The sequence below is a fragment of the Pseudomonas sp. B21-028 genome (genome assembly GCF_024749045.1).
Lineage (GTDB): Bacteria > Pseudomonadota > Gammaproteobacteria > Pseudomonadales > Pseudomonadaceae > Aquipseudomonas.
The window spans coordinates 1,936,472-1,948,666 of record NZ_CP087184.1 but is presented as its reverse complement, the minus strand read 5'-3'; the positions used below and the strand labels follow the sequence as shown (position 1 = coordinate 1,948,666).

Here is a 12,195-nt window from a genome sequence, read left to right as displayed (position 1 = left end):
GATAAAAACACTTACTACACAAGGATGTGCTAACCCATGGATGGATACGTCACGGCCCGCAGGGGACGGATCAGTGGTTCGAACAGTAATGGCCAAAGGGATGAAGCGTCCCATGCGTAGCCATGAATACAAGCTGTCGCCTCGACAGTTCGCATCTCTCGGGAGCGAGCGGGCCGATGCTCAGAACGAATGCAAAAGTTGCAGTAATCCCGTTGGAGGAATTGATTTGGAACCGCGCGTCGTTGAACTGGAAACCCACCTCAAGTACATCCGCCGAGACATGGATGAAATCCGTACCGATGTGAAGGTGATCCGACACAGACTTGCCTATTCGGCCGGCGCGGCGGCGGTGATCGTCGGCCTCCTGGGCTGGATCGCGAACAGCCGTTTCGATCAACTGGTGATGCTGCTGTCGCGATAAAAGCAATGGCCGCCAGCACCGGACATCGACGTGGGCCGCAGTACACCACCTGTTGGGGTGGTGTGCCGTCTCACAAATACGGTTTATTTCCGATGGCGTCTGTACCGTGACAGTCGCCGTCAAAAGCCCCGAATTTGCGAGACAGATAGTAAGTGGGCTGTATGGCGGGTTCGTGCAGGTCACTAGGCTCTGTACGAAAGGTCTTGAGACGAAGGTCAGGCAAGGCGAAAACAGCCGAGCAAGCGCAGTGTACTGGAGTACATGAGCATTCCGAGGCTGTTTTCAACGCAGCATGAACGAGTCTTTTCGTACAGAGCCTAGTCCAGGAGCTCGCTCAAGGGGATGAAGCTCACTTCGTCACCCTCGACCAACGTCTGTCCTTCGAGCACTTCGACCAGCCCTTCGGCCCAGGCCGCACTGCGCAGGACTCCGGAACTCTGATTCCGATAGATGATTGCCCGGCCGTCCTCCATGCGGCCTCTCAGGTACTCTCGCCGACCGCCGGCCTTGGCCCAGACAAATCCGGCCGGCACCTTGAACCTGAGCGGCGCCACCGATTGAACGCCTTGGCGACGCAGCAGGTAAGGCCTGGCCAGCAACGCAAAAGTCACCAGTGTCGAGGCAGGATTTCCAGGCAAGCCTATGACCGGCACACCACGGAAGTGCCCAACCGTTAGCGGTTTTCCGGGTTTGATGGCGAGTTTCCAGAGTGTCAGTTCACCCTCCTCGCGTAGCACCACACCCAGGAAATCCGCCTCCCCTACCGATACACCACCGGTAGACAGGATCAGATCAACATCCGACAGCTGGGCCAGGCGGGTCCGGGTAGTCGGCAAGTCGTCGGGCAGGATACCTGCGTCGACCACTTCACAACCCAGGCGCTGCAGCCAGCCACAGAGCAGCACACGGTTGCTGTTATAGATCTGGCCGGGGCCCAGCGGCTGGCCCGGCTCGACCAGTTCATCACCGGTGGACAGGACCGCAACCCGGACCTTGCGTAGCACCTCCAGGGACGCGCAGCCCAGGGATGCGGCCAGCCCCAGCTCGATCGGTCCCAGGCGGGTGCCGGCGGCCAGCACCTGTTCGCCAACGGTGGTTTCCTGCCCTTGGGGACGGATGTTCTGTCCACTGACCAAGGGCTCGTTAAACCGTACTCGCTGGTCGCTTTCAACCAGGACGTTTTCCTGCATTTCCACGCAATCGGCCCCAGCGGGAACCGGCGCTCCCGTGAAGATCCGCGCGCAGGTCCCGACAGCCAACGGTTGCGGAGCCTGCCCGGCGAAGATCCGCTGGCTGACCACCAGCGGTTCACCCTTCCAGTCAGCCAGCCGCAAGGCATAGCCGTCCATGGCGCTGTTGGGCCACGGTGGCAGATCCAGGGTCGCCACCAGATCCTCCGCGAGCACCCGCCCTTGCGCCTCAGCCAGCGGCAGATGCTCACGCTGGGTCACCGGCGTGGCCGCCGCCATTGCCAGCAGTTGTTCCAATGCAGCCTCGACAGCCATCAAGGCGCCGGTCTTGCCAGGTTTACCCACGGGATTCACAAGGAGCCGCCTGTTTCAGATGGGCCACGAAGTTACAGGGGCGGTGCCGCGCATCCAGCTGCTCGGCGAGAATCCCGTCCCAACCGGTGCGTACCGCGTTGGTAGAACCCGGCAAGCAGCACACCAGCGTGCCATTGGCCAGACCCGCCAGTGCTCGGGACTGAACGGTGGAGGTGCCGATGTCCGCCACGGAAATCTGCCGGAACAATTCACCGAAACCGTCGACCTGCTTGTCCAGCAGGCACGCGACCGCTTCCGGGGTGCTGTCACGGCCGGTAAAACCGGTGCCACCGGTGATCAGCACCACCTGGACCACCTCATCGGCAATCCAGGTCGCCACTTGTGCCCGGATCTTGTACAGATCATCTTTGAGCAGGACCCGCGCCGCCAGGTTATGCCCGGCCGCGCCGAGGCGATCAACGAAAACCTGCCCGGACGTATCGGTTTCCAGGGTACGGGTATCACTGACAGTCAGTACCGCGATATTGAGCGGCACGAAAGGTACATCAGCCTTGGCTTTCATAGGCTCGTCCAGTTGTAGGGGAAACAGCCCGGTGTTATATCACAGCGCTTCATTTTTTCGCCTGTGCGGAGACACATCATGACCTCGAACACTGCCCTGCCATCATGCTCCATCCTGCTGCTGGCCGGCGGCCGCGGACAACGCATGGGTGGGCAGGACAAGGGCCTGGTGGAGTGGCAGGGCGAGCCGTTGATCGCCCACCTTCATCGCAAGACCCGCGCATTGAGCGATGACCTGATCATCTCCTGCAACCGCAACCCTGAACGTTATGCCTTGTATGCCGATCGCCTGGTGCATGACGATGAAGGTGATTATCCAGGCCCCCTGGCTGGTATCCGGGCAGGGCTCAAGGTGGCAAGGCATCCATACCTGCTGGTGCTGCCGTGCGATGTACCGCGGATCGATGCCAGCCTGCTCGACAGCATGCGCACGCTGGCCAGCCAGCATCCCCAGGTGCCGCTGATGGTCCGCCACGGAGATCATTGGGAACCGCTGCTGTGCATCATTCCATTAGCCCTGGCAGCGGCGTTCGATAAGGCCTGGTGCGAAGGCGAACGCAGCCCCGGCCGCATCATGCGCACGCTGCACGCCGTCGCACTGCAATGCCCGGCCGACGATCCCCGGTTGGCGAATCTGAATACACCGGAACTGCTGACGCAGCATAAAGGTCACTAGAGGCCTGCGGCTAATTCGTGCACTCAAATTAACCGTACAGGCACCTAGCCAGGAACTTGCGTGCAATGTATACGTCTCAAGGTCAGTAACCTGAAGAATTCATTTTCGGAGAAACACCATGACACAACGGACCCTCGCCACTTTCATGCTCGCACTGGGCCTCGCCACTCTTGCCGGGTGCGCATCGCCTACAGTGATTACCTTGAATGACGGTCGCGAAATCCAGGCCGTCGACACCCCCCAGTACGATGAAGACACTGGCTTCTACGAGTTCGAACAACTGGATGGCAAGCACACCCGCGTGAACAAGGATCAGGTTCGCACCGTCAAGGATCTGTAAGCCCGAACGTCGCAACCCGATACGGAAAAGCCCGCAATGCAGCAACATTGCGGGCTTTTTGATGGCTGCTCGAAAGCCCAGGCTACCACTGGAGCGTAATACCGCTTTCGAACATGCGCTCCTCACCCGTGACCGGATCGATGAAACGCAGCCCTTGGGCCAGCAGTTTAAGGGGATTGGCGTAATCATCCTCCACATCCCTGAGCACCACAGGGTAGAACGGGTCGTTGCAGATGCCCGCCCCCAGGGCATTCATATGAACCCGCAACTGATGCTTCTTCCCGGTCACCGGAGACAGGCCGTAGCGCCACAGCTCGCCGTTTTTTTCCAGGACCTCGATGGTCGTTTCGGTATTCGGTTCGCCTGGTCCTTCCTGCATCCTGAAGAACGGTTCGCCATCGATCATCCGGCTTCTATGCACCCGCGGAAAGGTCAACTGAGGCAACGCACGGGCAATGGCCTGGTAGCGTTTCTCGATCTGTCGCGCTGGAAACAATGACTGGTAAGCCGATCGGCTATGGGGGTTGGCCGAAAATAGCACCAGCCCGGCCGTATGCCGGTCGATCCGGTGCAAGGGCACCAGATGGGGATTGTCCAACCGTCGGATCAAGCGCCGCAGCAGGGTTTGCTCGACATATTCCCCCGCCGGCGTGACAGGCAGGAAATGCGGTTTGTCCGCCACCACCAGATGCTCGTCCGCGTACAGGATCGACTCCACGACCGGGATCGGCTTCTCGTCGGGCACTTCGCGAAAGTAATGAATGCGCAGGCCTTCACGGTACGGCAAATCGACAGGAATCGCCTTGCCCTCTGCGTCCAGCACCCGACCCCGGGCAATCCGATCCAGCCACTGCTCGCGACTGATGGCGCTGAAATGCTCGCACAGGCATTCCAGCACGGTCTGCCAGGAACCGGGGGGCAGGTACAAAGTACTGGCCTGATGGTGTGCAGCGGAAAACGATGAACCGGACATCGAACACTCTTGAACATTTTGCGGGGGGACATTATCCGACAGTCGCACAGGCCAGCCCAGCAATGATTACCTCACGCCGGAAGCGAGGCGGGACTGGCCGCTGCCTCGGTGAACTCCTTCAACCAGCGCAACACCTCCACCGCCTCCCAGCGACCCGGGTCGTACAACGCATACAACAGGCCCTGGTAACCCACCACATCCAGTTGCTTGTGATAGCCGGCACGCTGGAACAGCGCTTCGATCTCAGCGAAACAGGTGTTGAAATGCAGCTTGTTGAAAGGTGTCTTGCCTTCGGTCACCAGCCCGTCCAGACGCAGCTCCAGGACCGCCTCGCGTACAACGTCCACGGACATCCTGTTCACGCTGTTCTTCAATTGTTCGACATTGAGCAAGGGGTGCACCTCCAGATAGCTGTATAGGCATACAGTAACCGAAGCGCATCATTTTCGCCAATGGCGGTGTGAGGACACGATGGACGGAACGGTGTCAGCGCAGAAAGGCCGCAACCCGATCGGGATCATCGAACGGCCAGTCAAGTTCGGCACCGGTATCGACCCTGCGCAGCACCGGGATGCGCAGTCCATAGGTATCGGACAACGCCTCGCTCTCTGCGATATCCACCAGTTCCACCAGCAAGCCGTGCTCAACGAATGGCATCAGCACCCCTTCGGCGACTTCGCAGAGATGACAACCCAGGGTACCGAACAGTTGGCATTCAGGAGGCATGGCAGCTAGACCCACAAAAGATAGACGGTCATTCTAGGCGCGCCCTCGGAAACCGTCGAGCCGGGCATTGCATCAGCAAAACGCTGATGCAAATCACTGAACGCAAATGCCTTTTCGACAACCCTGGTCAGCTTTCCCCTTCTACGCTGTGTACCAAGCCTTGAAACGGAGTGTCCCTTGTTTGCCAACCTGCTGATCATTCTCGCCTCGTCACTGGTGGTCATCGCCCTGTTCAGGCGATTGCGCCTGCCGCCGGTGTTGGGTTACCTGTGCGTCGGGTTGGCCATAGGTCCCACCGCCCTGGACTGGGTGAATGACAGCGAGGAACTGCCGGACCTGGCCGAACTCGGGGTGGTATTCCTGTTGTTTTCGTTGGGGTTGGAATTCTCCCTCTCCAGGATGTTTGAGTTACGCCGCGTGGTGTTCGGCCTCGGCAGCCTCCAGGTGGTGTGTTCGGGAGCGCTCCTGGGTGTGTTGCTGGTGCTTTGCGGCGCTCCGGTATTGGCCGCGTTGCTGCTCGGAGCCGGGCTGGCGTTGTCGTCGACGGCCATTGTCAGCAAGGAGTTGACCAGCCTTGGGGAAATCTTCAGCAGCCATGGGCAGAACGCCATCGGCGTACTGCTGTTCCAGGATGTTGTCGCGGTGCTGTTACTGACCCTGGTGCCGGTGTTCGCCGGCACCAGTTCGCAGGCGTGGTATTGGGCATTGCCCGTGACGCTGGGCAAGACACTGGTTCTGTTCGGCGGCTTGCTGCTGGCCAGCCGCCTGCTGCTGCCACGCCTGTTCCATGAAGTCGCCGCGTCCCGCTCCGCCGAACTGTTCGTGCTGCTGGCCCTGGTGATCGTGTTGCTGACCGCGTGGCTGACCCATCTGCTCGGCCTCTCACCGGCCCTGGGGGCCTTCCTGGCGGGCATGCTGCTGGGGGAAAGTCATTACCGCCACCAGATCGAAGCCGATATTCGCCCGTTCCGCGACATTCTGCTGGGGTTGTTCTTCGTCAGTATCGGCATGCTGATCGATCTGCGGCTGTTCGTCGATGACGGCTTGCTGATCCTCGGGTTGACCCTGGGGTTGATGCTCATCAAGGGCTGCGTGGTCGCTGCCCTGGTGAAATGGCGCGGCAGCGACGGTGAGACCGCCTGGCGCAGCGGCCTGGCCCTGGCCCAGGGCGGCGAATTCTGTTTCGCCCTGATGGCGCTGATGCAACAGAACCGCCTCATGCCCGCCGACATCGGTGGGCTGCTGCTGGCGGCGACGTTCTGTTCAATGCTGCTCACACCACTTTTGCTGCGGGCCGCGCCGAACGTCGCCGCCCGCCTGCACCACAAGCCCAACGAAGCGGCGCAACTGGACCAGATCAACGCGCTGAACGCGGATCTGACGAATCACGTCGTCATTTGTGGGTACGGACGCGTCGGCCAATCCATTGGACGGTTTCTGCGCCGCGAAGGCCAGGCTTTCGTCGCCCTGGATGACGACCCGGTCATCATCCAGGAAGCCACCGTCGGGGAAAGCAGCGTGCATTACGGGGATTCGAGACGAGGGGACCTGTTGGTTGCCGTGGGGCTGAACCGCGCCCGATTGCTGGTGATCGCGGTCGACAAGACGGACATCGCCCTGGCCGTGCTCAGGGCAGCCCGGCGGGTCAACGCCCAGGTACCGATCCTGGTGCGCACCCGCGACGACAGCCAACTGGCCGAGTTGCAGGCCGCCGGAGCCAGCGAGGTGGTCCCGGAGTTACTGGAGTCGAGCCTGATGCTGGCCTCCCACGCCCTGATCATGCTTGGGCTGCCGGAACAGCAGGTCCGACAGCATGTGGACCAGGTCCGTCACGATCGCTATCGCCTGCTGCACGGTTTTTATCCCGGTAACCAGGACAAGAACACGTGACGACTCAGTCCTGACTGACCGCGCCGATCTTGTGGATCGACAGGTCAGCGCCGTAATACTCCTCTTCCTGGGTCAGGCGCAGTCCCAGCAGCGCCTTGATTGCACCGTAGACCGCGAACCCGCCGCCCAGCGCGACGACGACGCCCAGAGCAGTACCGATCAGTTGGCTGACCAGGCTGACACCGCCCAGGCCACCCAGGAAGTCCTGGCCAAAGATGCCGCAGGCAATGCCGCCCCAGACGCCGCACAACCCATGCAAAGGCCAGACACCGAGCACATCGTCGATCTTCCACTTGCCTTGGGCCGCGGTGAAGCACCAGACAAACAAGGCGCCCGCAATGGCCCCGGTCGCCAGCGCGCCTACAGGGTGCATCAGATCGGAACCGGCACAGACCGCGACCAGCCCGGCCAGCGGACCGTTGTGCAGGAAGCCGGGGTCGTTGCGTCCAACGATCAATGCCGCCACGGTACCGCCGACCATGGCCATCAACGAATTGACCGCCACCAATCCACTCACCCCCGGCAGGGTCTGGGCGCTCATCACGTTGAAACCGAACCAGCCGACAATCAGGATCCACGAACCCAAGGCCAGGAATGGAATGCTCGACGGCGCGAACGCCACCAGACGTCCCTCCCGGTAACGACCGTTACGAGGCCCGAGCAGCAGCACGGCCGCCAGCGCCAGCCAACCGCCCATGGCATGCACCACCACGGAACCGGCAAAGTCATGGAAACCGGCACCGAAGCGGGCTTGCAACCAGGCTTGCAGGCCGAAATTGCCATTCCAGACCACGCCCTCGAAGAAGGGATACACGAAGGCCACGATCAACACCGTGGCGCACAACTGCGGCGCAAAGCGTGCACGTTCGGCAATACCGCCGGAGATAATCGCCGGAATGGCGGCGGCGAAAGTCAACAGGAAAAAGAACTTCACCAGGCTGTAGCCGTGATCGGTGCTCAGCACGGCGGCCGGTTGCAGGAACGTCACGCCATAGGAAATCCAGTAGCCTATGAAGAAATAGGCCAGGGTCGAAACGGCAAAATCGCTAAGGATTTTCGACAGCGCATTAACCTGGTTTTTCAGCCGGACAGTTCCAACCTCCAAGAACGCAAAGCCGGCGTGCATGGCCAGGACCATGACCGCACCTAGCAGAATGAACAGGGTGTTGGAGCTGTGGACCAGACTGTCCACGGCGCTTTGCATATTTTCCATGGTGTTGGCAGACCTGAAAAAGTTGAAAAGAAGCACCAAAGCGGTTCGCCCGACTTGCCAACGCACCAAGTTGAAACGGCCCGCCTTCCGGCCCGAGGCCGACGAACCGCTTTGGTGCGCTAAAAATGACGATGCGATGTTCCGTTGCGAGGCGCTTCGCGGGTTTTGATTATTTGGGTTAAGGTTTTGCGGGCTGCGCCCAGCCTCAGCGCAGCGGCGCGGGACAACGCACCAGTACATGGCAAAACCTTGAGCCAAAACCGAGCAAAAGTTGTACCAGCCACTTTCACTGAACCTTCCGGCAAGGCTCACACTCGAACGCTTCAGACGTCACTTACGGAGATTCACCCATGGCCAGAACCCAGGCAAAGACTGCTCAAGAAATCCTGATGGAAGATTTTCAGACGCTGGTCAGCGACACCGAACGGCTGCTGGATCACACCGCGACGCTGGCGGGCGACCAGGCCGATGAGCTGCGCAGCCAGATCCACGAAACACTCCTGCGTGCCCGCGATACCCTCAAGCTGACCGAAGACTCCATGCGCGAACGTGGCCAGGCTGCGGTCACCGCCACCGAGGAATATGTCCAGGCCAACCCTTGGCAGTCCGTCGGCATCGCTGCTGGCGTGGGCTTTCTGATCGGCCTGCTGGCGACACGGCGCTGATATGGATATCAACGACTCCAGCTCGTCCGAATCGGGTACAGCCTCGTCAGCGCGTCGCCTGGGCGCAGCGTTCCTGGGGCTGCTGCACAGCCACGTCGAACTGTTCGGCATGGAACTGCAGGAGCAGAAAGCCCGGACTGTCAGCCTGCTGCTGTTCGCCGGCCTGGCCCTGGTGTTTGCCTTGCTGCTCCTGGTAGGCCTCTCGACCCTGGTACTGATCCTGGTGTGGGACACCTATCGCCTCGCGGGCATCATCGGCCTGTGCCTGTTCTATCTGTTGGCCGCGTTGTTCTGCGGCCTTCGACTCCGGGCCGCGATCTACGATGAATCGACCCCTTTCCATGCCACACTCGAAGAATTGACCAACGACCGGGAGCGTCTGTTGCCATGAGCCTGCCAGACATTCCTCAAGCCCGGACCCGGCAGGAAATGCGCAAGGCGCTGGTGCGCCTGCGCATGGAAATGCATCGTCAGGAAATCCGTCAGGAAACGCGCCAGCTGCTGCAACCCCTGCAACGGGTGCGCGGCCTTGGCCAGAGCTGGCATGAAGGCTTCGGCATCAAGCATGCGCCACTCTGGGGGATGGCGGCCGTGTCCTTGCTCGGCTTCATCGGTGGCAAGCGCACCCGCAGCGGACGCAGCAGTGGCTTGGTTCGCCTGATCCGGCTGGCAACGACGCTGGTGCCGCTGTTCAAGCTGGCCCGCAACGTACGCAAGCCCTGACGGGCTTGCGGGACGGTTCACGAACCGGGAAGCTAGTGTTCCTGTTTCGCAAATACGTTCTTTTTTGACGAGTGGCTGTTGTCGTCAGGCAAGGCGCCGCGACGAGTCAAAGAACAGTATTTGTGATACAGGACACCAGAACCTCTACCTCAACGGAGCAACCGGCCTTGGATTGGCATACCCTGCTGACTCGCGAACGCCTCGGAAAACCCGTGCACAGCCCGGAAGAGCTGGGCCGCAGCCCTTTTCACAAGGACCATGACCGCATTATCTTTTCCGGGGCCTTCCGTCGCCTCGGACGCAAGACGCAGGTGCACCCGGTTTCCAGCAACGACCACATCCACACGCGCCTGACCCATTCGCTGGAAGTCAGTTGCGTCGGTCGTTCCCTGGGCATGCGCGTGGGGGAAACCATCCGTAGCGCCCTGCCCGACTGGTGCGAACCGAGCGATCTGGGGATGGTGGTGCAATCGGCCTGCCTGGCCCACGATATCGGCAACCCACCTTTCGGTCACTCCGGCGAAGACGCTATCCGCTATTGGTTCCAGCAGGCGGCAGGGCGCGGCTGGCTCGACGCCATGAGCGAGGCCGAACGCAGCGACTTTCTCAATTTCGAAGGCAACGCCCAAGGGTTCCGGGTCCTCACCCAACTTGAATACCATCAGTTCGATGGAGGCACCCGACTGACTTATGCCACCCTCGGTACCTACCTGAAATACCCCTGGACCGCCCGTCACGCCGACTCCCTGGGCTACAAGAAGCACAAGTTCGGCTGCTACCAGAGCGAGTTGCCATTGCTGGAACAGATTGCCCACAAGCTCGGTCTGCCACAGCTTGAGGATCAGCGCTGGGCACGGCATCCGCTGGTGTACCTGATGGAGGCCGCCGATGACATCTGCTACGCGCTGATCGACCTGGAAGATGGCGTGGAAATGGAGCTGCTGGACTACTCCCAGGTGGAGTCGCTGCTCCTGGACCTGGTGGGCGATGATATTCCGGACACCTACCGCCAGCTCGGACCACTGGATTCCCGGCGCCGCAAACTGGCGATCCTGCGGGGCAAGGCCATCGAACACCTGACCAATGCCGCCGCCCGCGCGTTCGTCGAGCAACAGGAAGCATTACTGGCCGGCACGCTACCAGGTGACCTGGTGGAGCATATGCACGGCCCGGCCAAGCGTTGCGTGTTGAATGCCAAGGACATGGCGCGCAAGAAAATATTCCAGGACAAGCGCAAGACCCTGAATGAGATCGGTGCATACACCACGCTTGAAATCCTGCTCAACGGCTTCTGCGGTGCGGCCCTGGAACAACATGGGGGGCGCGCACCTTCATTCAAAAATCGCCGTATTCTCGACCTGCTGGGGAACAATGCACCTGACCCTAATGGCCCTTTGCATGCTGCGTTCCTGCGGATGATCGATTTCATCGCCGGGATGACCGACAGTTATGCCAGCGAAATGGCACAGGAGATGACAGGCCGTACCCGCCAGTGACCCCCTGTGGAAGCGAGGCTGCTCGCGATAGCGCCGGATCAGTTTGCCTTCATGTCAGCTGACACGCCGCTTTCGCGGACAGGCTTCACTCCAACAACGGGTTTGCAACATAAGTTACACAGCATTGACAACATACTTTCGGCCTGCTTGTAAAAAGCTCCGCTCTAAAACACTCTCCCAATCTTTAGTCCGTTAATAAAAACGCGCCTTTCTCATGCCTGTTACCTACTAAAAACCCAATTACCTCGTAGTACCCCGCTTCTTTTTTTGTAGGAAACTTCTGAAATTGAATATGTACACCCGTCTCCTCGTACGACCATGACTGTAACTGGGCTAAGGTGCGCGCTTTATTAAGCTCGCAAGGGACTTTATTCATGAACTCCGTTTTCATTGTCGACGATCATCCGGTCATTCGCCTCGCCGTTCGCATGCTTCTGGAGCACGAAGGTTATAAAGTCGTAGGAGAAACCGACAATGGTGTCGATGCGATGCAAATGGTGCGCGAGTGCATGCCGGACCTGGTGATCCTGGACATCAGCATTCCCAAACTGGACGGGCTGGAGATCCTCTCGCGCTTCAATGCCATGACCACCCCGCTCAAAACGCTGGTGCTCACGGCACAGTCACCGACACTGTTCGGCATCCGGTGCATGCAGTCTGGAGCCTCCGGTTACGTTTGCAAGCAGGAAGACCTCAGCGAACTTGTCAGTGCAATCAAGGCCGTATTATCCGGCTACAACTATTTTCCCAGCCAGGCACTGAACCCGGTGCGCCCGGATGATCCGCGCAGTATAGAGTTGGATCTTTTCAAGAACGTCAATGATCGGGAATTGATGGTGTTGCAACTTTTCGCCCAGGGCCGCACCAACAAGGAAATAGCCAAAGGGATGTTTCTAAGCAATAAAACCGTGAGCACCTATAAAAAGCGGTTGATGCAAAAACTGAAGGTCAAGTCCCTGGTAGAACTGATTGAAATGGCGAAACGAAACGCATTGGTGTGAGAATA

15 protein-coding genes are annotated in these 12,195 nt (G+C 59.9%); 9 read left to right on the top strand and 6 right to left on the bottom strand.

Going from position 1 to position 12,195, the window contains the following annotated elements:
• Positions 1-112: 112 nt before the first annotated feature.
• Positions 113-421, top strand: coding sequence for a hypothetical protein (locus tag LOY35_RS08915; RefSeq protein WP_258631985.1), 309 nt, complete (start codon positions 113-115; stop codon positions 419-421).
• 317 nt (positions 422-738) lie between these two features.
• On the opposite strand, the gene glp is transcribed toward LOY35_RS08915, so the two are convergent.
• Both glp and moaB read right to left on the bottom strand, forming a co-directional pair.
• On the bottom strand, positions 739-1,926 hold the full coding sequence (gene glp, locus LOY35_RS08910) for a gephyrin-like molybdotransferase Glp (protein WP_258633527.1): 1,188 nt from the start codon (positions 1,924-1,926) through the stop codon (positions 739-741).
• Between the two features lie 22 nt (positions 1,927-1,948).
• Entirely contained in the window at positions 1,949-2,488 is a 540-nt protein-coding gene (gene moaB, locus LOY35_RS08905; RefSeq protein ID WP_047701515.1) for a molybdenum cofactor biosynthesis protein B, read from the bottom strand.
• A gap of 78 nt (positions 2,489-2,566) precedes the next feature.
• On the opposite strand from moaB, the gene mobA reads away from it, so the two are divergent.
• Both mobA and LOY35_RS08895 read left to right on the top strand, forming a co-directional pair.
• The gene (mobA, locus tag LOY35_RS08900) at positions 2,567-3,163 is read left to right on the top strand and encodes a molybdenum cofactor guanylyltransferase MobA (protein ID WP_258631984.1); all 597 of its coding nucleotides are present in this window, start codon (positions 2,567-2,569) and stop codon (positions 3,161-3,163) included.
• 118 nt (positions 3,164-3,281) lie between these two features.
• Positions 3,282-3,503, top strand: a complete 222-nt coding sequence (locus LOY35_RS08895; RefSeq protein WP_024776721.1) for a YgdI/YgdR family lipoprotein — start codon at positions 3,282-3,284, stop codon at positions 3,501-3,503.
• A gap of 82 nt (positions 3,504-3,585) precedes the next feature.
• On the opposite strand, the gene LOY35_RS08890 is transcribed toward LOY35_RS08895, so the two are convergent.
• The 3 genes from LOY35_RS08890 to LOY35_RS08880 form a co-directional block, all read right to left on the bottom strand.
• The gene (locus LOY35_RS08890) at positions 3,586-4,476 is read right to left on the bottom strand and encodes a pseudouridine synthase (RefSeq protein ID WP_258631983.1); all 891 of its coding nucleotides are present in this window, start codon (positions 4,474-4,476) and stop codon (positions 3,586-3,588) included.
• A 71-nt stretch (positions 4,477-4,547) separates the two neighbouring features.
• Positions 4,548-4,868 carry a hypothetical protein gene (locus LOY35_RS08885; RefSeq protein WP_047701518.1) on the bottom strand — a complete coding sequence of 107 codons (321 nt, stop codon included), beginning with the start codon at positions 4,866-4,868 and terminating at the stop codon, positions 4,548-4,550.
• 94 nt (positions 4,869-4,962) lie between these two features.
• Positions 4,963-5,202 (bottom strand): glutaredoxin family protein, encoded by a 240-nt coding sequence (locus LOY35_RS08880; protein WP_258631982.1) that lies wholly within the window; start codon positions 5,200-5,202, stop codon positions 4,963-4,965.
• Positions 5,203-5,379: 177 nt separating this feature from the next.
• On the opposite strand from LOY35_RS08880, the gene LOY35_RS08875 reads away from it, so the two are divergent.
• Positions 5,380-7,092: a monovalent cation:proton antiporter-2 (CPA2) family protein gene (locus LOY35_RS08875; RefSeq protein ID WP_258631981.1), complete on the top strand. Its 1,713-nt coding sequence runs from the start codon at positions 5,380-5,382 to the stop codon at positions 7,090-7,092.
• Positions 7,093-7,096: 4 nt separating this feature from the next.
• Here LOY35_RS08875 and LOY35_RS08870 read toward each other — a convergent pair whose 3' ends face one another.
• Positions 7,097-8,305, bottom strand: coding sequence for an ammonium transporter (locus LOY35_RS08870; protein WP_258631980.1), 1,209 nt, complete (start codon positions 8,303-8,305; stop codon positions 7,097-7,099).
• Between the two features lie 350 nt (positions 8,306-8,655).
• Between LOY35_RS08870 and LOY35_RS08865 the strand changes: the two genes are divergently transcribed.
• From LOY35_RS08865 to LOY35_RS08845, 5 genes are all read left to right on the top strand, one after another.
• Complete coding sequence (locus LOY35_RS08865; RefSeq protein WP_258631979.1) at positions 8,656-8,970, top strand: YqjD family protein; 315 nt, start codon at positions 8,656-8,658, stop codon at positions 8,968-8,970.
• Position 8,971: 1 nt separating this feature from the next.
• Complete coding sequence (locus tag LOY35_RS08860) at positions 8,972-9,361, top strand: phage holin family protein (RefSeq protein WP_258631978.1); 390 nt, start codon at positions 8,972-8,974, stop codon at positions 9,359-9,361.
• Complete coding sequence (locus tag LOY35_RS08855; protein ID WP_258631977.1) at positions 9,358-9,693, top strand: hypothetical protein; 336 nt, start codon at positions 9,358-9,360, stop codon at positions 9,691-9,693. Before LOY35_RS08860 ends, LOY35_RS08855 begins: the two co-directional genes overlap by 4 nt.
• A gap of 167 nt (positions 9,694-9,860) precedes the next feature.
• Positions 9,861-11,189 (top strand): deoxyguanosinetriphosphate triphosphohydrolase, encoded by a 1,329-nt coding sequence (locus LOY35_RS08850; RefSeq protein WP_258631976.1) that lies wholly within the window; start codon positions 9,861-9,863, stop codon positions 11,187-11,189.
• A 374-nt stretch (positions 11,190-11,563) separates the two neighbouring features.
• Positions 11,564-12,190, top strand: a complete 627-nt coding sequence (locus LOY35_RS08845; RefSeq protein ID WP_024776711.1) for a response regulator transcription factor — start codon at positions 11,564-11,566, stop codon at positions 12,188-12,190.
• The last annotated feature ends 5 nt before the right edge of the window (positions 12,191-12,195 follow it).